This is a genomic window from Kitasatospora sp. NPDC088160, assembly GCF_044741445.1.
Taxonomy (GTDB): Bacteria; Actinomycetota; Actinomycetes; order Streptomycetales; family Streptomycetaceae; genus Kitasatospora.
This window is the reverse complement of sequence record NZ_JBIUSS010000024.1, coordinates 136,080-156,806: the sequence shown is the minus strand read 5'-3', so window position 1 is coordinate 156,806 and position 20,727 is coordinate 136,080. Positions and strand designations below refer to the sequence as shown.

Sequence of the window (20,727 nt, the reverse complement as noted above, 5' to 3'; positions counted from 1 at the left end):
GGTCCGGCGGGGGCCGGCTCGGGGCCGCACAGCGGATCGGGCCCGCCGAACGCGGTGTCGGTGGACGCGGTGTCGGTCGGCGCGGTGTCGGTGGACGCGCTGCCGGTGGACGCGTGGTCAGCAGCGCTGTCCTCGCGCAGCACGCCGTCCAGCGTCCGCGGCACCGCGTGCGCCGAGGCGAACAGCAGCGCGATGCCCACGGCGCCCGGGTCGGGCACTCCCGAGGCCCGTTCGCCGAGATAGCTGGCCCGGCCGCGGCGGGCCCGCAGGGCCCTGGTCCGGCGGACGCCCGCCGCGGCGGCGGCGGCGGCCGCCGCGAGGCAGTCGTCCGGGCGGGCATCGGGAGTGCAGCCGCGCAGGGCCAGTGCGGCCGGGTGCAGGGCGTCGACGAGCGTCTTGTCACCCGGCCGCGCCTCCCCCACCCGCTGGACGGCCTCCAGCGCCGCCGTCGCTCCCCGGGCCAGGGCCGGGCCGGTCAGCGGGCCGGTGCCGACGGCCGCCGCCAGCTCCTGGAGCACCAGGCCGAACAGCGGCCCGCTCGTCCCGCCGACCTCGTCCAGGAACGCGCCCGCCGCCGCGCCCAGCGGTACCGCCGCGGCCTGGCGCCCCGGTGGCAGCCGGTCCAGCGCGGCCAGGGCGCACCGCACGCCGGTGAGCAGGTTGACGCCGAAGTCGCCGTCCCCGGCGGCCTGGTCGAGCCGGGTGAGCTCCTCCTCGGTGACCGCGACGGTCTCGGCGAACCGCCGCATCCAGCCCGCCGTGAAGAGGCCGTCGAAGGCCTTCGTGCCCGTCATCTCCTGACCTCCTGGTGACCGGGGGCCGGCGCCGATTGCGCGACCGGCCAGGCCGCCGTGTACGCGGGGGCGTCGAGCAGCGCGAGCGTCTGTTCGTCGGCGGCGAGCAGGGTGATCGAGAACCCCCGCATGTCGAGGGCGGTGACGTAGTCGCCGACCAGGCTGCGCGCCAGGCGGCGCCCGCCGGCGTCCAGGACGGCGGCCAGTTCGTACAGGACCGCGTACAGCTCCAGGCCGGTGGTCGCGCCCAGCCCGTTGACCAGCGCGACCAGGGGGGCGCGGGCCGGGCGCAGCGCCTCCAGCAGGCGCAGCGCCATCCGGCCCACCAGGACGGCCAGCGGTTCGCACTCCAGGGAGAGTTCGGCCCGTTCGCCGTGGATGCCGACGCCGAACTCGACCGTCCGGTCCGACACCTCGAAGGCCGGCCGGCCGGTGGCCGGGGAGGTGTGTGCGGCGCCGGCCACCGCGATGCTGCGGCAGCGCCCGGCCAACTCGGCTCCCAGCAGGGAGAGTTCCGCCAGTCCGAGCCCGAGGTCGGCGGCCGCTCCGAGGATCTTCTGCACCAGGACGGTGGCCGCCGTCCCGCGCCGGCCGGCGGCGACGGACTCGGACTCGGAGGCGAGGTCGTCGTCCACCAGGACCCTGGCGCACGGTATGCCCTGGCGGTGCAGCCGTTCGGCCGCGATGCCGAAGTTGATCCGGTCGCCGGTGTAGTTCTTCACGATGTGCAGGACGCCGTCCTCGCCGGCGACCGCGCGCGAGGCCTCGAAGATCTGCCGGTTGTGCGGTGAGGCGAAGATCCGGCCCGGGCAGGCGGCGTCGAGCATGCCCCGGCCGACGAATCCGACGTGCAGGGGCTCGTGCCCGGAGCCGCCACCGGAGAGCAGTCCGACCCGGCGCCCGGGGGCCCGGTCACGGGTGCGGACGAATCCGAGGTCGGGGTCGTGGACGACGAGCGATGGGTGGGCCCGGGCGAATCCGGCGAGTGCGCTCGCCACCAGGGCGTCCTGATCGGTTTCGAGGTAAGGGGCCACGTCCGGCTCCGCTCGGTAGGGCGGCCGCGCTGCGCGCGATCGCCGATCACGTTCACCCATGCTTGGGCAGGCGCCCGCGCGCGGCAACCCGCAGACGGAAGTGCGCGAGGGCCCGGAACGGCCGCCCGGCGGGCGGTTCCGGGCCTTCGGGGCGCCGGCGCCCCGAAGGGTCGCGGCACCCACTCGGGTGATGTCGCGCCCGCCGGTCCGGCGGGCACGGGCCCCGGTTTCCCCCCGCTTCCGCACGATCTCCCGGCGCCCGGGCCGTAATCCGTTCCCGGCGTTCCCGTGGCGGCCGGATGCTATCCGGAGTTTTGACATTCCGCTTAAAGTCATACAGTCTTCTCGGCATGTCTGACCGTCACCCGATCGAGTGCGCCGCCATTGAGCTGGCGCTGATCGGCGTGGCCGCGCACTGCGTTTCCGACAATCTCTGTCGCTGAATCCGCCTGTCCCGACGCGTAGCGGTGATCGCCGCCCCGGGACGTCGCCCCTTCCTGCGGGCGCGGTGCCGCTCACTCTCCTCACGGCCTCACTGTCGCCCGCCTTCCTCCGTACACCATCGGTAGCGAAAGGCCCCCTTTCCGATGTCTCGAACCACCTTCACCCCCCGCCGCCTCGCCGCGGCGACCGTCACCGTCGCCCTGGCCGTCGGAGTGGCGGCGTGCGGACCGAAGGGCGACGGCGGTGGAAGCACCGGCAAGGACGCCGCGCCGCAGCAGGGCGGCACCCTCACCGTCCTCAACCAGAACCCGCAGGACCAGTTCGACCCCGCACGGCTCTACACCTCCGGCGGCGGCAACGTGCCCTCCCTGGTCTTCCGCACCCTCACCACCCGCAACCGGGCCGACGGCGCGGCCGGCACCAAGGTCGTCCCCGACCTCGCCACCGACACCGGCACCCCCTCGGAGGGCGCGACGGTGTGGACGTACCACCTCAAGGACGGCCTGAAGTACGAGGACGGCTCGGCGATCACCACCGCCGATATCAAGTACGGCATCGAAAGGTCATTCGCCCCCGAACTCTCCGGCGGGGCGCCATTCCTGAGGGACTGGCTGGTCGGCGCCGCCGACTACCAGGGCCCGTACAAGGACGGCCGCGGTCTGGACGCGATCGAGACGCCGGACGAGAAGACCATCACCTTCCGCCTCAACAAGCCCGAGGGCGACTTCCCCTACCTGGCCACCCAGACGCAGTTCGCCCCCGTCCCGAAGGCCAAGGACACCGGGACGAAGTACCAGGAGCACCCCGTCTCCTCCGGCCCCTACCAGGTCGTCAAGAACGAGAACGACGGCGCACACCTCGTCCTCAAGCGCAACCCCAACTGGTCCGCGGCCAACGACGACCAGCGCAAGGCGTACCCGGACACCGTCGACGTGCAGTCCGGGCTCGACCCGGCGGTGATCAACCAGCGGCTCTCCGCCGGCACCGGCGCCGACGCGGCCGCCGTCACCACCGACACCAACCTCGGCCCCTCCGAGCTCGCCCAGGTGAAGGACGACAAGGCGCTCGCCGCCCGCGTCGGCACCGGCCACTTCGGCTACGTCAACTACCTGGCGTTCAACCCCAAGGTCAAGCCCTTCGACAACCCCAAGGTCCGGCAGGCCGTCGCCTACGCGCTCAACCGCACCTCGGTCGTCAACGCCGCCGGCGGCTCCTCGCTCGCCGAGGCCGCCACCACCTACCTGCCCGCCCAGGAGACCTTCGGGTACACGCCCTACGACCCGTTCCCGGCCGGCGCCACCGGCAACCCGGAGAAGGCCAGGGAGCTGCTGAAGGAGGCCGGCTACCCGGACGGCCTGACCATCACGCTCACCCACTCCACCGAATCGGGCAAGGGCTACGGCCCGAACCTGGCCACCGCCGTCCAGGACGGCCTGAAGGCGGCCGGGATCACCGTCCAGCTCGACGCCCTGGACTCCACCAGGTACTCCAAGACGATCCACACCGTCAGCACCGAACCCGGCCTCTTCCTCTCCGGCTGGGGCGCCGACTGGCCCTCCGGCGGCCCGTTCCTCGCGCCGATCTTCGACGGCCGGCAGATCGTCACCGACGGCTACAACTTCAACTCCGCGCAGCTGGACGACCCGTCGGTGAACGACGAGATCGACCAGATCAACAAGATCACCGACCACGCCGAGGCGGCCAAGCGCTGGGGCGCCCTGGACAAGCGGATCGGCGACCAGGCCCTGACCGTCCCGCTGTTCCACCCCGTCTACAAGCGGCTGTCGGGCAAGGACGTCCGCAACATCGTCATCAGCGACTGGACCGGCGTGCTCGACATCTCCCAGGTCGCGGTCAAGTAGCGGACGGGATCGGACGGATCGGTCGAACAACCATGGCTCCACAGGAACCCCAGGCCGGGAAGGCCCTCGCGGCCTCCCCGGCCGCCGGGGGCCGGACGGTGTGGCGGCGGCTGCTCGCGCGGCGCGCCGTCCTCGCCGCCGGCCTCGTCATCGCCCTGCTCGCCCTGATCGCGGCAGCGGCACCGCTGCTCAGCGCGATCGAGGGCCAGGACCCCACCAGCTACCACAACGACCTGCTCGACTCGGCGGCCGGCGGGGTGCCCACCGGCTCCTTCGGCGGCGTCAGCGCCGAGCACTGGCTCGGCGTCGAACCCGGCACCGGGCGCGACGTGTTCGCCCGACTGGTCCACGGCGCCCGGATCTCGCTGCTCGTCGCCGTCGGCGCCACCCTCGTCCAGGTCGCCATCGGCGTCCTGCTCGGCCTCGCCGCGGGCCTCGGCAGCCGGCTGCTCGACCAGCTGATCGGCAACACCACCGAGGTGATGCTCGCGCTGCCCTCGCTGGTCTTCGCCATCTCGCTGATGGCGGTCGTGCCCTCCGACTTCCCCCGCCCGCTCCTGCTGACCCTGGTCATCGGGCTGCTCGGCTGGGCCGGCACCGCCCGGCTGGTCCGGGCGCAGACGCTCAGCCTCCGCCAGCTCGACTACGTGGCCGCGGCCCGGCTCGCCGGCGCCACCCGCTGGCGGATCGCCCGCCGGGAGCTGCTGCCGTCCCTGGCCGCGCCGGTCATCACCTACGCCGCGGTGCTGCTGCCGTCCAACGTGATCGCCGAGGCCGGGCTGTCCTTCCTCGGCGTGGGCGTCAAGCCGCCGACCTCGTCGTGGGGCCAGATGCTCTCCGGCGCGACCACCTGGTTCCGCGCCGACCCGATGTACGTGCTGCTCCCGTCCGCGTTGCTGTTCGCCACGGTGCTCGCCTTCACCGTGCTCGGCGACGCCGTCCGCACCGAGCTCGACCCCCGCGCGGCCTCCCGGCTGCGGGTCGGAACGGCGCGCGGCGCCGGCTCGTCGGGCAGCGGACCGTCGGGCACCGCATCGCCGGGCAGCGGCACGCCGGACCCCGCCCGCCCCGGCCCGTCGGCCGCCACCGAGGAGGCCACCGCATGACCCGCTTCCTGCTCCGCAGGGCCATCGGCATGGTCGGCGTCCTGCTCGCCATCTCGCTGATCGTCTACGCGGTCTTCTACATCGCCCCCGGCGACCCCGCCCAGCTGGCCTGCGGCGAGAAGTGCAGCCCCGCCCAGGTCCTCCAGGTACGCGAACGCCTCGGCCTCGACGCACCGGTCTACCTCCAGTACGCCCACTTCCTCCAGGGCGTCGTCGTCGGCCGCGACTTCAGCGCCGGGACGGGCCTGCTGCACTGCCCGGCGCCGTGCCTGGGCGTCTCCTACCGCAGCGGCGAGCAGGTCACCGACATGATCGCCGCCCGGCTCCCGGTGACGGCCTCGCTGGCACTCGGCGCGATGGTGCTCTGGCTGGCCCTCGGGGTCGGCACCGGGCTGCTCTCCGCGCTGCGCCGGGGCCGGCTCAGCGAGCGGCTGCTGACCGCGCTGACGCTGGCCGGCAACTCCATCCCGGTCTTCGTCATCGGCCTGGTGCTGCTCATCGTCCTGTGCGCCCAGCTCCAGTGGCTGCCGTTCCCGAGCTACGTACCGCTCACCGAGGACCCGCAGCAGTGGTTCTGGGGCCTGCTGCTGCCCTGGGTCTCGCTCGCGCTCATCGAGTCCGCCAAGTACGCCCGGCTGACCCGCTCGTCCATGCTGGAGACCCTCGCCGACGACCACATCCGGACCTTCCGGGCGTACGGCGTCAGCGAGCGGCGCCTGGTGACTAGGCACGCGCTGCGCGGCGCGCTCACCCCGGTGATCGCGCTCACCGCCATGGACCTCGGGACGATGTTCGGCTCCGCCGTGCTGACGGAGTCGCTGTTCGGGCTCCCGGGGCTCGGCAAGCTGCTGGTCAGCTCGGTCAGCCTGATCGACCTGCCGACCGTCGTCGGCCTCACCCTCGTCACCGGGTTCGCCGTGGTCCTCGCCAACGTCGTCGCGGACGTGCTCTACGCGGTGACCGATCGAAGGGTGGTCCTGACGTGAGCGCCGAACCCCTGGCTCCTCCCCTGGTCGACGTCCGGGATCTCGTCGTCGACTTCCCGGTCGGCGACGGGCACGTACGCGCCGTCGACGGCGTGGGCTTCACCCTGGAGGCCGGGCAGGCGCTCGGCATCGTCGGCGAGTCCGGGTCGGGCAAGAGCACCGTCGCCTACGGACTGCTCGGCCTGCACCGCGGCACCGGCGCCCGGGTCGGCGGCTCCGTCCGGGTCGCCGGCATCGACGCCGTCACCGCCGAGGGCGACGAACTGCGGCGGCTGCGCGGCGGGTTGGCGGCCATGGTGTTCCAGGACCCGCTCTCCGCCCTCGACCCGTACTACGCCGTGGGCGACCAGATCGCCGAGGTCGTACGGGTCCACCGGGCCGTCTCCCGCCGGGCCGCCAGGGCCCGCGCCGTCGAGGTGCTCGGCCGCGTCGGCATCCCCGACCCGGGACGGCGCTCGCGGTCGCGCCCGCACGAGTTCAGCGGCGGCATGCGCCAGCGGGTGCTGATCGCGATGGCCCTGGCCTGCGAGCCGCGGCTGCTGGTCGCCGACGAGCCCACGACCGCGCTGGACGTCACCGTCCAGGCCCAGATCCTCGACCTGCTGCACGAGTTGCGGGCCGAGACCGGGGCCGGGCTGGTCCTGGTCACCCACGATCTGGGGGTGGTCGCCGGGAGCGTCGACCGGGTGCTGGTGATGAAGGACGGCCGGGCGGTGGAACACGGCCCGGTCACCGAGGTGCTGGGCGCGCCGCGCGAGCCGTACACCCGCGCGCTGCTGTCGGCGGTGCCCCGGGTCGACGCTCCGGGCGCACCGACCGGGCCCGCCGGGCCTGCCGGTTCTGCCGGGCCTGCCGCGGGCACCGCCGCCGACGGAGCCGCCGGGCGCACCGACGGCGACGTCCTGCTCGAAGCCACCGACCTGCGCCGTGAGTTCGCCACCCGCGGCGGCCTCACCCGGCGCGCGGCCCCCGTGGCCGCCGTGGACGGCGTCTCGCTCACCGTGCACGCGGGCGAGACGCTGGGCATCGTCGGCGAGTCCGGCTCCGGCAAGACCACACTCGGGCGGATGCTGGTCCGGCTGCTGGAGCCGACCGGCGGCCGGCTCCACTACCGCGGCCGGGACATCGGAGCGCTCGGGGAGAACGAACTGCGCCCACTCCGGAGGGAGTTGCAGATGGTCTTCCAGGACCCGGTGTCCTCGCTCAACCCGCGCCGCAGCATCGGGGAGTCCATCGCCGACCCGCTGCGCATCGCCGGTGGGAGCGACGAGCGCCGCATCCGCGCCCGGGTCGGCGAGCTCCTCGAACGGGTGGGCCTCGACGCCGACTGGTACCACCGCTATCCGCACGAGTTCTCCGGCGGACAGCGCCAGCGGGTCGGCATCGCGCGGGCGCTCGCCCCGCAGCCGCGACTGATCGTCTGCGACGAGCCGGTCTCCGCACTGGACGTCACCACCCAGGCCCAGGTGGTCGCGTTGCTCGGCGAGTTGCAGCGCGACCTCGGCCTCGCGCTGGTCTTCATCGCCCACGACCTCGCCGTGGTCCGGCAGGTGAGCGACCGGGTCGCGGTGATGCAGGCCGGGCGGATCGTGGAGCAGGGCGACGCCGACGCCGTGTACGACTCCCCCCAGCACGCGTACACCAAGGGCCTGCTGGCGGCCGTGCCGGTGCTGGACCCGGTCGAGGCGACCGCCCGGCGCAACGCGCGCCTGGCATCCGCCGGAGCCTGACCGGCTCCCTGACCGGCTCCCGGCCGGGGCCCGCATCCGGTGAGGTGCGGGCCCCGGCCGGAGTGCTCAGCTCAGGCAGCCGACGTGCGCCAGGGCCCGTTTGAGCAGCGCCCCCTGACCGCCGGGCATGTCCTGCTGCACCAGCGGGGAGGCGGCCTCCTGCGGGCTGAACCAGACCAGGTCGAGCGCGTCCTGGCGCGGCCGGCAGTCGCCGGCCACCGGCACGACGTACGCCAGCGACACCGCGTGCTGACGCGGGTCGTGGAACTCGGTGATCCCCAGGGTCGGGAAGTACTCGGCGACCGTGAACGGTTGCAGCGAGGCCGGGATCCGGGGCAGCGCCACCGGGCCGAGGTCCTTCTCCAGATGGCGCAGCAGGGCGTCGCGGATCCGCTCGTGGTGCAGCACCCGGCCGGAGACCAGCGTGCGGCTGACCGTCCCGTCCGGTCCGATCCGCAGCAGGAGGCCGATCTGGGTGACCTCGCCGGCGTCGTCGACGCGGACCGGCACGGCCTCGACGTACAGGATCGGCATCTTGGCGCGGGTGGTCTCTAGTTCCTCGGGGGCGAGCCAGCCTGGCGTGGTTTCCGTCATGTCAGCCATTCGCCGATCGTACGTTCCCGGGCCCCGTCCGCGCCGGGCGCCCCGCCCGTCACACCGTCGAGCGCCGGCCCGCCGCACCGGCCCGCCGCACCGCTCCGCCCGGAGGCGCCCCACCAGAGCGCCCGGAACCGCGCTCGACGGGCACTTGAGGAATCCGGCCCCCACCCCTCGGCCCAACTAGGGTGCGACGCGTCCGCCCCACCATTCCGTCGACCCGAACAAGCAGCCGAATGACGCCCACCCGAGCGGACGCCCCGCGCCCGAGAGGAGAACCGCCATGCACCTCAAGGTCCTCGGCCCCCTCACCGCCGACCTCAACGGCATCTCCGTCGTCCCCACCGCCGCCAAGCAGCGCCAGATCCTGGCCCTCCTCGCGCTCTACCCGAACCGCATCCTGCCCACCGCCACCCTGATCGAGGAGATCTGGGGCGACGACCCGCCCAGACAGGCGCTCACCACCATGCAGACGTACATCCTGCAACTGCGCCGCCGGATCACCCACGGCCTCGGGCCGACCCCGCACATCACCGCCAAGGACATCCTGACCACCCGGCACGGCGGCTACCAGCTCACCACCCACCCGGACAACCTCGACGTCCACACCTACAGCCTGCTCACCACCCAGGGGCAGCACGCCTTCAACCACGGCCACGACCACCAGGCCGCCACCCACTTCCGGCAGGCCCTCGCGCTCTGGCACGGCCCGGCCCTGGTCGACGTGCGGCCCGGGCCGATCCTCGCCATCGAGATCATGCGCCTGGAGGAGAGCCGCCTGATCACCCTGGAACGCCGCATCGACACCGACCTGCGGCTCGGCCGGCACAACGAGCTCATCCCCGAACTCACCCACCTCACCCACCAGCACCCGCACCACGAGGGCCTGCACGCCCAGGCCATGGTCGCGCTCTACCGGGCCGGCCGGCAGACCACCGCCCTCGCCACCTACCACCACCTGCGGCACCGCCTCACCACCGAGCTCGGCATCCAGCCCTCCCCGCACCTGCAACACCTGCACCACGCGATCCTCACCCTCGACCCCACCCTCAACACCCCGACCACGGCCCACCCGACCACCTACAACCTCTACCCGGCCTGAGCTCCCGCCCCGACCACCCCACCGACCCCCGACCACCGACCACCCACCACCGGCCCGAGCTCCCAGCCCGCCCTCACCCCCAGGACCCGCCATGACCACCGCACCCGAGCAACCCCTCGCCCTGATCACCGGCGGCACCCGCGGGATCGGCCTCGCCATCGCCCGCGAGCTCGGCAGCCGCGGCCACCGCCTCTTCATCTGCGCCCGCACCGGCCCGCACATCACCGACGCGCTGGCCACCCTGCGCGGCGAGGGCCACCAGGCCGACGGCACCACCTGCGACGTGCGCGACCCCACCCAGGTCAGCGCGCTGATCCGGCACGTGGTGGCCGAGCACGGCCCGATCACCGTGCTGGTCAACAACGCCGGCCGCACCGGCGGCGGGCCGATCGCCACCACCACGGACGACCTCTGGTACGACGTCATCGACACCAACCTGAACGCCGTCTTCCTGGTCACCCGGGAGACCCTCAAGCACGGCCACCTCACCGGCACCGCGCACCCGCGGATCATCAACATCGCCTCCACCGCCGGGAAGCAGGCCGTCACCCTCGGCGCCCCGTACACCGCGAGCAAGCACGCCGTGATCGGCTTCACCCGGGCACTCGCCAAGGAACTGGCCCCGACCGGCACCACCGTCAACGCCATCTGCCCGGGCTACGTGCACACCCCGCACACCACCCGGATCCACCACGAGTACGCCACCGCCTACAACACCACCCCCGAGACCATCCACCAGCACTTCCAGACGCACATCCCGCTCGGCCGCTACACCACCCCGGAGGAGGTCGCCTCGCTGGCCGGCTACCTCACCTCCCCGACCGCCGCCAGCATCACCGCCCAGGCGCTGAACGTCTGCGGCGGCCTCGCCACCCAGTAACCCCGGCGCAACCCTGGCCGGCCCACGGGAAGGAACCGGGCTCCGGTGCCCGCTGATCAGCGATGACGAACCGTCACTTCTCCAGCGCACCCGTCACCCTGCTGGTGGCCGGCGCCCCGTCGCCCGAGCCCTGCCTGCCCGCCGCCCGTCCGCCAAGACGGCTCGACACCGGGGCGGTCAACGCCGCGCTGGCCCGCACCGCCACCCGCCGGTGGCGTCCGCCGCAGCCACGCGGGGCCGGCCGGCCCCCGGAGTTCCTGCTGGTCGAGCTGCAACAGGCCTACGAGGCCGACGTGCTGCGCGCCGCCCTGCGCGCCGTCGACGGGGCCAGTCCCACGCCCCAGGACCGGGCGGACGCGCTCTGGGAGCGCACGGTGGACGGCCCCGACGGGCTCGACCGGGTCCTGGCCGACCTCGGACGCGCCCTCGCCGCCGGAGCGCGGCTGCGCGCCGTCCTGGTCGAGGACCGCCGGGACGGCCTCCGGCGCCTGTTCGTCGGCATCGCCGCCGGACCGTCCGCGCGCGCCGCCGAACTCGTGGAGCGGCTGCGGGAGGCGCTGGCGCACCCGCCGGAGCCCGTCACGGTGCCGACCAGCGCGCTGCAACGGGAGATGCTGCGCCAGGTCATCGGGCGCGCCGACCACGGCGGGCGGCACGTCGAACAGCTGTCCTGGAACTGGCACGGGCCGCTGGACACCGACCGGTTCACCGCCGCCTGGCAGTCCGTGTTCGACCACGAGACGGTGCTGCGCGCCGCCTTCGACTGGGACGACACCGCCGGCGACCCCTGGATGGTGCTGCACGAACGGGCCGTCCCCGAAGTCACCCGGCACCCGCACGGCGCGGTCGGCTGGGACGACCTGCTGGAAGCCGACCGGCACCGCGGCTTCGACCTGCGCCGACCCGCCCTGCTGCGCGCCACCCTGCTCGACTCCGGCCCGCAGGACCAGGACGAGGGGCCGGCCACCCGGGTCCTGCTCACCTACCACCACGCGATGCTCGACGGCTGGAGCGTGCGGCTGCTCCTCCAGGCCTTCTACCGCGCCTACCTGACCGGCGGCGTCCTGCCCGGCGGCGAGCGCCGCCCCGACGTCCGCGACCACGCCCGCTGGCTCGACGCCCAGGGAAGCGACGCCGCCCGGCAGTTCTGGGCCACCCGGACCGCCGCCGGCGCCGTCCTCCCGCTCGCCCCCGACCCGACCCGGCGCGGCAGCGGACGCGCCCGGCGCCGGCTCACCCCGTACGAGGCGGTCCGGCTGCGCGGCTGGGCGGCCGCCTGGGGGGCGGGCGAGAGCAGCGCCCTCCAGGCCGCCTGGGCACTGCTGCTCTACCGCGCGGCGCAGTCCCGCGAGCACCGACCGGCCCGGGCGGTGCGGGTCGGCTTCGCGGTGACGGTCTCCGGACGGGGCATCCCGCTGGACGGCATCGACCGGCTGCCCGGCGCGCTGCGCAACCCGCTGCCGATCTCCGTCCGGGTGCACCCGGGCACGACGGTGCCGCAACTGCTCGCGGCCCTGCGCGACGGCGTGCTCGACCTCGCCGCCTACGAGTGGGTCTCGCCCGGACAGGCCCACCGCTGGAGCGCCACCCCGCGCGGGCAGCGGCCGCACAGCCTGGTCGTCCTGGAACACCAGCCGACCGCCCCGCACCACCTGCGGCTGGAGACCGACCTGGCCGCGCACGGCATCCACGTGGAGAACCCCGTACCGGCCGGCACCTTCACCTCGTACCCGATCACCCTCGCCGCCCACTACGACGCCACCGGCGGACTCGTCCTCACCACCACCCACGACCGCGCCCTGCTGGCCGACCGGGACGCCGTCGAACTCCTCAGCCAGAGCGCCCACCTGCTGCGCACCTTCCCCGACCTGCCGAGCGGCCTCAGCACCACGGAGGTGCTGCGCTCCACCCTCGCCGGACACCCCGCTCCCCGACCCGGCGGGCCCGCCGACCACCCGCCGGCCTCGGACGCGCCGACGGACGGCCCGGCCGTCCGGCTGGAGGTGCTGCGCCGGGCCGCCCGCCCGGGCGCGGGCTGGGTGCTGCTGCTGCCCCCGCCCGACGCCCCGCACACCCGCTACCCCGGCACCGCGCGCGGCTGGCCGGGGCCGCAGGCGCTCGGCGTGCTCCGCCCGGCCGCCGGCCCGCCCTCACCGGCCGCCTACCGCCCGGTCCTCGCCCCGCTGCTGGAGTCCCCGGCCCCGGTCGCCCTGGTCGCCGCGCCCGGCAGCGGCGTCACCGCCTACGAGGTCGCCCGGCTCGGCCCGCCGGCCCGCCCCCCGCTGGTCGTCCTGCTCCCCGACGACGCCGCCCCGTCCGACCTGTTCGCCCTGGCCCCCCTCCTCGGCGGCACGCCCCCGCCGTGATCCGCGCCCGACGCCCGATCGTTCCCATCAGCCGGACGAGTGACCAGGGCGCGTGGCTCGCCCCCACGGCCGAATTGGGTCACTTAGCGTCACCAGCATGATCTGGCTCGCCCGTAGAACCGCCCTTGCCTGCCTCGGCCTGCTCATCGCAAGTCTGTGGTTGGCCGTCCCCACGACGGCGTCCGCGGCACCGACGTTGACCCAGCTGGATATCGCCGGCAACTGCTCGCTGTCCTTCTCCGACACCGACGCTTCCGGAGTCGCCTACTTCATCGTCGAGCCGATCGGGACCTCGGGCGATCCCTGCCAGTTTCAGCTCACCGGCCCGCAGGGCACCCAAGTCGCGGACGTCACCGTGACCGGTGACCCGGCAGTCGTGTACGTCGGCGCCGCAGGCACGTACAGCGAACTGCTCACGGACGTCACCCAGGGCTCGACGGCCGGGTTCTCCAACCCGACGGTGACGGGCAGCCCGGCGCTGCCCGCGCTCCCGGCGGGCGAGGCGAGCAGTGGCGGGTGTTCCAAGGCGCTGCAACAGCGCACCGTGGCCGGCGCGGTGGTGCCGCAGTACGCCACCGGGTGGAACATCGTCTCCAGCGACAGCGGCGGCGCCTGCACCAACCAGGTCGGGGCGGTCGGCACCAACCCCTCGGGAACGGTGACCGGCACCACGGTGCAGGTCGCCATCCCCGACCCGTTCGGCCTGTCGCTGGCCAAGTCGGCGACCGCCGGCGGAGCCCCGATCACCACGGCGCAGGTCGGCCAGACCGTCACCTACCAGTACACCGTCACCAACACCGGCCCCGTGCCGTGGACGGCGGTCGCGGTCGACGATCCGCTCCCGGGGCTGTCGTCGATCAGCTGCCCCGGCACACCCCTCGCAGCCGGGCAGAGTCAGACCTGCCAGGCCACCTACACCCCCTCCGCGGCGGACGGAAGCGCCGGATCGGTCACCAACACCGCCACGGCCTCCGGCGTCGACGGGACCAGGCCGTTCGCCACGGGAGCCACGGTCACCTCGGGCCCCGCCACCGCCCGACTGAACATCACCACCGCCAGCCCGTCCCCGTCCCCCTCACCGTCGGCGTCCCCCTCCTCCTCACCGTCGCCGTCGGCCTCCCCCTCGCCCTCCACGACCACCGCGCCGCCGTCGCCGTCGCCCTCCACGACCACGACCACCACGCCCGCGACCGCGACCGCGACCGCGACCGCGACCGGGCCTGAACTGCCCGAGACCGGAGCACACGTCGGCCCGGCAGCGTGGATTGCCGCCGCCCTCATCGCCACGGGGGCGGGTGCCGCCTGGTTCGGCAGGCCGAGGCCGCGACGCCGACGCCGCTGACGGCACGAGGAAATCCGCGGACCCCTCTCACTCCGCCATCGGGCCTGCCAGGCCCTCCCAGACGGGTGAGGGGGGTTCGGCCACGCTCCGGCGGGGACGTGAACGTGGCGGGCGGGTCAGCTCCCGGAGTGCCCGGACCGGTGCACTGGTGCACTGGTGCACTGGTGCGCCGGTTCGCAAAGGCCTGGCCGCGATCTCCCTGATCGGCCGCGACCTGCTGGCGAAGGGCGCCAGGCTCCGTCTTCAGCACCTGCGGTGCGGCGGACCCTAAGGTGAGGCATGGCCTGCTTCGTCCTGACCCGCCGTTCGCCGCTGCCCCCGGCCGTCTGCTGGGAGCGGCTGACCGCCTGGCCCCGGCACGGGGACCGGGTGCCGTTCACCCGGGTCACCGTGGTGCGGGGCGGTGGCGGGCAGGCGGGGGACGCCATCCTGGCCCGGACGGTCATCGGGCCGTTCCGGTTCGACGACCCGATGGAGATCGTCGGCCTGGCCGCCCCCGCACCTGGGCGCGACGGGCTGTGCCGGCTGGAGAAGCGGGGCCGACTGGTGCTCGGCTGGGCCGAACTGCGCGTACGGGCCCCCGGCCAGGACACCGGGCAGACCGGGGAGACCGGCGGATCCGAGGTGACCTGGACGGAGGAACTCCGGGTCGCGTGCCTGCCCGCGCCGCTCGACCCGCTCGTGGCCCGCGCCGGGCGCCTGGTCTTCGGCCGGGTGCTGGACCAGCTGCTGGGGGCGGGACCCCCTACGGCCTGACGTCGCGCCAGAGCCGGTACTGCCGGCGGACGTACCCGCGCGGGTCGTCGTCGACCGTGACGCGGTCGTACTCCGCCGGCATTCGGTGACGGTCCCGGCCAGTGGCGTCGGGTCGGCCGGTGGCCTCGGGCCGGCCGCCTACGCCGACAGGATCCGCCGCAGGACTTCCCGCAACTCGCGGTCGCCGGCGGGCGGGTGTGGCGCCTGCCAGGCGATGTGGCCGTCGGGGCGGGTGAGGAGCGCGCCGGTGGCGGGGAGGCCGGAGAGGCCGGGCCAGTCGGCTGCGGGCAGTGGCCGCAGCACGACGGGCAGGCCTGCCGCTGCGGCGGTGTCGGCCTGGCGTTGCCAGGCGGGGTCGCCGGTGGGTGTGAGCAGGGTGAAGCCGGGGCCGACGAGGTCGAGCGTCGACGCCGCCCCGGGGAGTCCGGCCAGGCACAGGTGCGGGAGGCGGCCACCGGGCCCGCCGTCGGGGTGCTCGCCGTCCGGGTCCAGCGGCGGGCGAGCGGGTGCGTCGGGGTCGGCGTGGACGGCGGTGGAGCGGTAGGCCGCCGTGAGCAGCAGTTCGTCGTCGATCCGGTAGCCGGTGCGGGCGCGGGAGTTGGCGAGGGACAGGTCGATGACCTGGCTGGCGACGGGGCGGCGCTCGGCCTGGTAGGTGTCCAGCAGCGCTTCGCCGGCCGACCCGGCCACGACCGCGGCGAGCTTCCAGGCCAGGTTGTCGGCGTCGCCGATGCCGGTGTTCATGCCGTGTCCACCGGTGGGGGGCGTCACATGGGCCGCGTCGCCCGCGATCAGGACCCGTGACCGGCGGTAGGTGTCGGCGAGTTGGGCGTCCAGCCGCCAGGTCTGGGTGTCCCGGACGGTGACGTCGAGGTCGGGCAGTCCGGCGGCGTCGCGCACCAGCCGGGCCAGCTGCCGGTGGTCGCCGAGGAGGTCGGCGAGGTCGTCGCGCCCGGGGTCGTAGGGGTGCTGGTAGATCCAGTGCCGGTCGTTGTCCACGGCCAGGAAGCCGCCGCGGCCGGGCTCGGTGAGGAAGTAGGACGCGCTGGCCCGGTCGGCGACGACCTCGCCGAGCGGCGCCTCGAAGCGGATGCTGAGGAAGTGGCCGAGGCCGGTCGGCCCTGCCATGGCGATCCCGGCGCCGGTGCGGACGGTGCTCGCTGCGCCGTCGCAGCCGATCAGCCAGTCGGCGCGCACGGTGTGCCGGTCGCCGGTGGCCCGGTCCTCCAGCACCGCGTGCACGCCCTCGCCGCCGCCTGCGGATGCGCCGACGGCGGCGGGCTCGGTGAACTCGGTGAACTCGGTGAACTCGGTGAAGGAGAGCAGCCGGGTGGCGAACCGCACGCCGTCCGGCGCGAGTTCACGGGCCCGGCGCAGCAGCACGGCCTCCAGGGCGTCCTGCGAGCAGATGAGCCCCGGCGACGGGGTGCGCTCGGCGCCACCGTCCGGGGCGCCGGCCACGCCGGTGCGTACGAAGTCCGGGTCGACGAGGTCGCGGCCACGGTAGAAGAAGACGTGCGAGGCCGGGAGCCCGGCCTGCCGGATGTCGGCTTCCAGTCCGAGCCTACGGAAGATCTCCATCGAACGCGCGGACACGCCACGGGCCTTGGGGTGGCGGGAGGTGCCCTGGTGCGCCTCGACGAGCAGGTGCGGCACGCCGTGCCCGGAGAGGAGGAGCGACATGGTCAGGCCGACCGGGCCTGCGCCGACGATCAGGACGGACGTCGTTGCCGGGAATCGCATGCCACTCCTTCGTAACGCCTAATCTTTGATTTTGACGTTACCATGGGATGCGCAAACGATCGGAAGGGGCGCACCCATGACCCAGGACCACGACGGCGGCAACCCCCGCGGCCTCCACTTCGTCACCGAGCTCGCGAACACCGTCCGCGCCGACCCCGAGGCGGGCGCCGCCGATCTGCAAGCCCTCCTGGAACGCCACGGAGGCCCGCCCTTCCGCCTCACCGACGCCGACGCCCGGGAGCTGCGCGAAGCCGCCGCCCCGCTGATCGGCATCCTCGCCCTCCACGACGAGGACGAGGCGGCCGAAGCGATCAACACCCTGCTCGACCACTACCCGGCCCGCCCCCGCCTCGTCCGCCTCCCCGGCCGCCCCTGGTCGATGCACACCCAGGCGCCCCCGGCCGCCGGCCTCACCCACTGGCTGCTCTCCACCTCCGCCCTGGCCCTCGGCCTGTGGCTCAGCGAGCGCGGCACCTGCGCCTGGGGCGAGTGCGCCGCCCCCGACTGCAACCGCTTCTTCATCGACACCGGCCGCCGCACCCCGCAGCGCTTCTGCACCCCGCGCTGCGCCACCCGGGTGCGGGTCGCCGCCCACCGGGCCCAGCGCGCCACCGACTGACGGCCCGCCGGCCCGCCCCTCCCCCACCCTTCAGCCGGTCCGGGCGGCCTCCCAGGCCGCGTAGCCGCCGAGCAGGTCGCAGGCCTCGGCGTGGCCGTGGTGGCGCAGCAGGCTCGCGGCGACGGAGGAGCGGAGGCCGCCGGCGCGGCCGGTGCGCTCGTCGGCGATCAGGTACGAGGCCCGGGAGAGGCAGTCGCGGTGGAACTGGGCGAACTATGTCGGCCGATCCGGTAGGGAGACCGTACGGACGAGAGAGGGGCAGGGGAAGAAGGTGAGATCCGGGCGAGGTGCGTGGTTGAGCGGATGACCAGACGCACGTCAGCCGCACGGCAGGTACGGCTGACGCTCGGGACATGGATGCGCTGACCTGCGGAGATACCTCCCCGATCGAAAGTCGGGGTTGCCGTGTGACGAATCTGAGACGATCTCGCCCGAGTCGCACGAGACGGCCCGGAGCAGGCCTCCGAACGTCCCCTCGCAACACCGCATGGATGACGAGCGCTCTCATGTGTTCGCGTGTGCAGCAGGGTGCACCCATCCCGATGCCGACCTCTTGCTGACTTGTCCGACAGAGCGTCGACTCAGCATCGTTCACTCCGATGGCCACGCACCCTGAGCGGGCCGCGCCGCCGCCCACCGTCGACAGCGGGCCGATAGTGGCCACCGCACGCCACTGAAACCGGCGGCTTCGCGGAAGGAGGATCCGAAGCCTTCCGGCAGGCCTGTACCCAGCGGCCGGCCCTTCGGGGCTTCACCCCCTGCCTCACTGCCCGACCTGAAACATAAAGCCGTCGCGAGCGGTGTACGAGGAACGCAAGAACGTACGCACCGGAAGGGGCGGATTTCGGTTATTTCTTCAGGCAGGAGGGGCATGCAGGCGCGGCTGGATCACCGTACGCATGCAGCTCGTCATGTTCTGTGCAGGGTCCTCGATGGTCGGGCCTCCTGGCCGGAACTGAGGAGATGTGATGGCGTCGAGCACGGTACGAGCGGGAAGCGACAAGTGGGAGGCCCTGGGTCCTTTCGCCTCGGCCGCGACGGTCGAGGCGATCTCGCGCCCGGAGGGCGGATCCCTGCTGCTGGTTTCGTCCCCCGAAACGGTGGGTGGCTTCTGGAGCGGGGGCCTCGGGGGCACCTGGCGGGTCATCGTGCCGCCGACGCGCTGTCCGGTGACCACCTGCCTGGTCGGCAGCCACGCCGATCCGCGCCGTTGGTGGCTGTCGACCGGCGCCCTCTCCGAAGCGCACGAGAGCGGCATCTTCCGCACGGACGACAAGGGTTCGACCTGGCAGCGGCTCGCAACCGAGCCGGCGCCGGGTGAGTCCTTCCGGTCGGTCTGCGCGCACCGGGAGGGGAGGTTCCTGGTGGCGGTGACGGCGGAGGGCAGCATGCAGGTGAGCCGGGACGGAGGCGACACCTGGAAGTTCGAGGACCTCACCGCCGACCGTGAGGTCGCCGACGGCGGCGCCACGTTCCACGACGCCCGTCTTGAACACGGAGACCGTCCCGTCCGCGTGGTGGCGTTCGCCCAGCACGGCAACGCCCTGTTCGCCGCCACCGCCGGCGTCTGGTACCCGGGAAACCCGCCGGTGATCACCGCCGGTCAAGGTGTCCTGCGCTCCACGGACAACGGCAGCACCTGGCACGACGCCTCCGGCGACCTGCCCAACCTGGACGTCCGCACCCTGGCTGTCGACCCCGACGGACCGTGCCTGTACGCCGGTCTGCGCGGAGGCAGCGTCCACCGGCTGGCCCTGTAGGCCGGAGCGCCGTGTGCCGGGTTCGGTGAGTCCGGCCCGGTAACCGGCGGCCCGGGGCCCCGGAGTGCAACGCCCGGACGGACCTCGGCGTGTAGCAGCCCGTGCTCCTGGTGCTCGTCAGCGTGCACCAGGCCGGCTGCACAGGTCGGCGCCGGGGTTGACTGAAAGCCTGTCACCCTTTCACCCACATGGCCCCACGCTCATGTGCAATGCGCGGCACACCTCTGCCAATGTGGCTGCGGCCAGATGGATCTTCAGGATCCTGATGATGACTGAAAGGACGCGCCATGACCGAAGCCGAGGCCAGGGAACTGTTCGACAAGATCGACGGCGACTCCGACGGGCAGATCAGCATCGTCGAACTCGCCAACCACTTCAAGAGCGAGGGCCACCAGGGGAAGCTCAAGGAGAAGGTCAAGGAGGCGATGGCGGCGGACAGCAACCGTGACCGCGTCCTCGACTTCGAGGAGTTCCACACGCTGGTCAAGTAGCACGCGGGCGGACCGCCCTCGGGAGCAGGACAGGAACGAGCCCCGGGGTGATCGCCGCCTCCGCGCGCGGTCGGGTGCCCCGTGATCGTCCCGGCAAGGCCGGCACGATCACGGGGCACCTCCGTGCCACCCGAGGGTGGTCCGCGCCACGTCCGTGCCGCCGCCCCCGCCGACGACAACAGAGCCCTGGTGGTCTGGCTGCTGCTGCGCCCCCGCCCCGCCAAACCGTCCACCCTGGGCTGGTTCAGCGTGAGCGTCAGCGTGCTCTGCCTGCTCGCCACCGTGTTCGTCTGGGGCGCGGTCGCCGCCGACGACACCCTCACCGGCTCCACCGGCGTGGCGTACGCCGAGTACTTCTACTTCATCCTCTACCTCGTGATCGCCCTCGCCGCCTTCAACGTGGTCGAGTGCACCTCCACCCGCCGCTTCCGCCTGATCGACTGGAACGGCAACATGGCCGCCCGGCTCCTCCACTGGCCCGTCGTCACCGTCCTGCTCCTCACCACCACCGTCGCCGTCCTCCTGCTCTGACCCGACGCGCGGCGGCCAATCGGCCGGCGGCCTGCCCCGGGGGCAGACCACCGGACCGAACGGGTCAGTGGGCCCGGCCTGAAGTCCCCGCCGACCGGGAAGGCGATCCCAGCAGCGAGGCGGGGCCGCCACCGGTACTCGGTGGCGGCCCCGCTCGTACGGTTCACAAGGCCTGCCGATCAGCGGCCCTCATCCCGATGTGCGACGTGCCTGTGCACTCAGGGCTGCATGCGCGAACCGGCCGGGGGCCAGTGCCCGAATGTGCGTGGTGACGCGGGTCAGTGGCTGCCGCTCTGCTCTTTGATGATCTGATCGGCGGTGTCCTGGGGGACCTGGCCGTAGGAGTCGAACTGCATCGAGTAGCTTGCGCGTCCCGAGGTCTTGGCGCGCAGGTCGCCGACATAACCGAACATCTCCGCCAGGGGCACGAGGGCTTTGACGAGCTTGGCATCGACGGCCATGGGCTTCCTCTCCCTGTCGAACACGGCACGAGCCGGCCGGGTCGGCCTCGGCGCGACGGCGTCCCGAACGGCACCGGTGCGCGAAGCCCAGCATCCAACATTCAGTGACGAAGCAGGTGCGTA

General features: G+C 73.6%; 17 protein-coding genes and 2 pseudogenes. 14 read left to right on the top strand and 5 right to left on the bottom strand.

Going from position 1 to position 20,727, the window contains the following annotated elements; genetic code table 11:
* Positions 1-149: 149 nt before the first annotated feature.
* Positions 150-794, bottom strand: a pseudogene (gene dhaL / locus ACIOGZ_RS32475) (dihydroxyacetone kinase subunit DhaL); the annotation flags it as partial.
* Entirely contained in the window at positions 791-1,828 is a 1,038-nt protein-coding gene (locus tag ACIOGZ_RS32470) for a dihydroxyacetone kinase subunit DhaK (RefSeq protein WP_363586381.1), read from the bottom strand. The gene ACIOGZ_RS32470 and the pseudogene dhaL, both read right to left, overlap by 4 nt.
* 350 nt (positions 1,829-2,178) lie before the next feature.
* On the opposite strand from ACIOGZ_RS32470, the gene ACIOGZ_RS32465 reads away from it, so the two are divergent.
* The 5 genes from ACIOGZ_RS32465 (at position 2,179) to ACIOGZ_RS32445 (ending at position 7,956) form a co-directional block, all read left to right on the top strand.
* The gene (locus ACIOGZ_RS32465; protein WP_317620150.1) at positions 2,179-2,271 is read left to right on the top strand and encodes an Ms4533A family Cys-rich leader peptide; all 93 of its coding nucleotides are present in this window, start codon (positions 2,179-2,181) and stop codon (positions 2,269-2,271) included.
* A 144-nt stretch (positions 2,272-2,415) separates the two neighbouring features.
* A complete protein-coding gene (locus ACIOGZ_RS32460) occupies positions 2,416-4,134 on the top strand; it encodes an ABC transporter substrate-binding protein (protein ID WP_363586380.1) in 1,719 nt (572 codons plus the stop codon).
* Between the two features lie 32 nt (positions 4,135-4,166).
* Positions 4,167-5,240 (top strand): ABC transporter permease, encoded by a 1,074-nt coding sequence (locus ACIOGZ_RS32455; protein ID WP_363586379.1) that lies wholly within the window; start codon positions 4,167-4,169, stop codon positions 5,238-5,240.
* Positions 5,237-6,226 carry an ABC transporter permease gene (locus tag ACIOGZ_RS32450; RefSeq protein ID WP_363586378.1) on the top strand — a complete coding sequence of 330 codons (990 nt, stop codon included), beginning with the start codon at positions 5,237-5,239 and terminating at the stop codon, positions 6,224-6,226. The genes ACIOGZ_RS32455 and ACIOGZ_RS32450 overlap by 4 nt, the downstream gene beginning before the upstream one ends.
* 11 nt (positions 6,227-6,237) lie before the next feature.
* Complete coding sequence (locus ACIOGZ_RS32445; protein ID WP_363586400.1) at positions 6,238-7,956, top strand: ABC transporter ATP-binding protein; 1,719 nt, start codon at positions 6,238-6,240, stop codon at positions 7,954-7,956.
* A 66-nt stretch (positions 7,957-8,022) separates the two neighbouring features.
* Here ACIOGZ_RS32445 and ACIOGZ_RS32440 read toward each other — a convergent pair whose 3' ends face one another.
* Positions 8,023-8,550: an NUDIX hydrolase family protein gene (locus ACIOGZ_RS32440; protein WP_350884975.1), complete on the bottom strand. Its 528-nt coding sequence runs from the start codon at positions 8,548-8,550 to the stop codon at positions 8,023-8,025.
* 286 nt (positions 8,551-8,836) lie between these two features.
* Between ACIOGZ_RS32440 and ACIOGZ_RS32435 the strand changes: the two genes are divergently transcribed.
* The 5 genes from ACIOGZ_RS32435 to ACIOGZ_RS32415 all read left to right on the top strand — a co-directional run bounded on the left by ACIOGZ_RS32435 (position 8,837) and on the right by ACIOGZ_RS32415 (position 14,999).
* Complete coding sequence (locus ACIOGZ_RS32435; protein ID WP_363586377.1) at positions 8,837-9,655, top strand: AfsR/SARP family transcriptional regulator; 819 nt, start codon at positions 8,837-8,839, stop codon at positions 9,653-9,655.
* A gap of 91 nt (positions 9,656-9,746) precedes the next feature.
* The gene (locus ACIOGZ_RS32430) at positions 9,747-10,535 is read left to right on the top strand and encodes an SDR family NAD(P)-dependent oxidoreductase (protein ID WP_363586376.1); all 789 of its coding nucleotides are present in this window, start codon (positions 9,747-9,749) and stop codon (positions 10,533-10,535) included.
* A gap of 62 nt (positions 10,536-10,597) precedes the next feature.
* The gene (locus tag ACIOGZ_RS32425) at positions 10,598-12,901 is read left to right on the top strand and encodes a condensation domain-containing protein (RefSeq protein WP_363586375.1); all 2,304 of its coding nucleotides are present in this window, start codon (positions 10,598-10,600) and stop codon (positions 12,899-12,901) included.
* 97 nt (positions 12,902-12,998) lie between these two features.
* Positions 12,999-14,243, top strand: coding sequence for a hypothetical protein (locus ACIOGZ_RS32420; protein WP_400988656.1), 1,245 nt, complete (start codon positions 12,999-13,001; stop codon positions 14,241-14,243).
* A 279-nt stretch (positions 14,244-14,522) separates the two neighbouring features.
* Complete coding sequence (locus tag ACIOGZ_RS32415; protein WP_400988654.1) at positions 14,523-14,999, top strand: SRPBCC family protein; 477 nt, start codon at positions 14,523-14,525, stop codon at positions 14,997-14,999.
* A gap of 138 nt (positions 15,000-15,137) precedes the next feature.
* Here the strand turns inward: ACIOGZ_RS32415 and ACIOGZ_RS32410 are convergent, their stop codons facing one another.
* Positions 15,138-16,742, bottom strand: coding sequence for an FAD-dependent monooxygenase (locus tag ACIOGZ_RS32410; RefSeq protein ID WP_400988652.1), 1,605 nt, complete (start codon positions 16,740-16,742; stop codon positions 15,138-15,140).
* Positions 16,743-16,818: 76 nt separating this feature from the next.
* On the opposite strand from ACIOGZ_RS32410, the gene ACIOGZ_RS32405 reads away from it, so the two are divergent.
* From ACIOGZ_RS32405 to ACIOGZ_RS32390, 4 genes are all read left to right on the top strand, one after another.
* Positions 16,819-17,361 (top strand): CGNR zinc finger domain-containing protein, encoded by a 543-nt coding sequence (locus ACIOGZ_RS32405; RefSeq protein ID WP_363586371.1) that lies wholly within the window; start codon positions 16,819-16,821, stop codon positions 17,359-17,361.
* A gap of 968 nt (positions 17,362-18,329) precedes the next feature.
* Positions 18,330-19,121, top strand: a complete 792-nt coding sequence (locus ACIOGZ_RS32400; protein WP_400988650.1) for a WD40/YVTN/BNR-like repeat-containing protein — start codon at positions 18,330-18,332, stop codon at positions 19,119-19,121.
* Positions 19,122-19,408: 287 nt separating this feature from the next.
* Positions 19,409-19,612: an EF-hand domain-containing protein gene (locus tag ACIOGZ_RS32395; protein ID WP_400988649.1), complete on the top strand. Its 204-nt coding sequence runs from the start codon at positions 19,409-19,411 to the stop codon at positions 19,610-19,612.
* Between the two features lie 123 nt (positions 19,613-19,735).
* Positions 19,736-20,143 carry a hypothetical protein gene (locus tag ACIOGZ_RS32390; RefSeq protein ID WP_400988647.1) on the top strand — a complete coding sequence of 136 codons (408 nt, stop codon included), beginning with the start codon at positions 19,736-19,738 and terminating at the stop codon, positions 20,141-20,143.
* A 278-nt stretch (positions 20,144-20,421) separates the two neighbouring features.
* On the opposite strand, the pseudogene ACIOGZ_RS32385 reads toward ACIOGZ_RS32390, so the two are convergent.
* Positions 20,422-20,592, bottom strand: a pseudogene (locus tag ACIOGZ_RS32385) (hypothetical protein); the annotation flags it as partial.
* Between the last annotated feature and the right edge of the window lie 135 nt (positions 20,593-20,727).

Coding starts and splice junctions, on each gene's coding strand:
- ACIOGZ_RS32430 (WP_363586376.1), top strand. CDS start 9,747: ATGACCACCGCACCCGAGCAACCCCTCGCCCTGATCACCGGCGGCACC.
- ACIOGZ_RS32440 (WP_350884975.1), bottom strand. CDS start 8,550: ATGACGGAAACCACGCCAGGCTGGCTCGCCCCCGAGGAACTAGAGACC.
- ACIOGZ_RS32455 (WP_363586379.1), top strand. CDS start 4,167: ATGGCTCCACAGGAACCCCAGGCCGGGAAGGCCCTCGCGGCCTCCCCG.
- ACIOGZ_RS32465 (WP_317620150.1), top strand. CDS start 2,179: ATGTCTGACCGTCACCCGATCGAGTGCGCCGCCATTGAGCTGGCGCTG.
- ACIOGZ_RS32435 (WP_363586377.1), top strand. CDS start 8,837: ATGCACCTCAAGGTCCTCGGCCCCCTCACCGCCGACCTCAACGGCATC.
- ACIOGZ_RS32415 (WP_400988654.1), top strand. CDS start 14,523: ATGGCCTGCTTCGTCCTGACCCGCCGTTCGCCGCTGCCCCCGGCCGTC.
- ACIOGZ_RS32450 (WP_363586378.1), top strand. CDS start 5,237: ATGACCCGCTTCCTGCTCCGCAGGGCCATCGGCATGGTCGGCGTCCTG.
- ACIOGZ_RS32460 (WP_363586380.1), top strand. CDS start 2,416: ATGTCTCGAACCACCTTCACCCCCCGCCGCCTCGCCGCGGCGACCGTC.
- ACIOGZ_RS32405 (WP_363586371.1), top strand. CDS start 16,819: ATGACCCAGGACCACGACGGCGGCAACCCCCGCGGCCTCCACTTCGTC.
- ACIOGZ_RS32425 (WP_363586375.1), top strand. CDS start 10,598: ATGACGAACCGTCACTTCTCCAGCGCACCCGTCACCCTGCTGGTGGCC.
- ACIOGZ_RS32395 (WP_400988649.1), top strand. CDS start 19,409: ATGACCGAAGCCGAGGCCAGGGAACTGTTCGACAAGATCGACGGCGAC.
- ACIOGZ_RS32410 (WP_400988652.1), bottom strand. CDS start 16,742: ATGCGATTCCCGGCAACGACGTCCGTCCTGATCGTCGGCGCAGGCCCG.
- ACIOGZ_RS32400 (WP_400988650.1), top strand. CDS start 18,330: ATGGCGTCGAGCACGGTACGAGCGGGAAGCGACAAGTGGGAGGCCCTG.
- ACIOGZ_RS32420 (WP_400988656.1), top strand. CDS start 12,999: ATGATCTGGCTCGCCCGTAGAACCGCCCTTGCCTGCCTCGGCCTGCTC.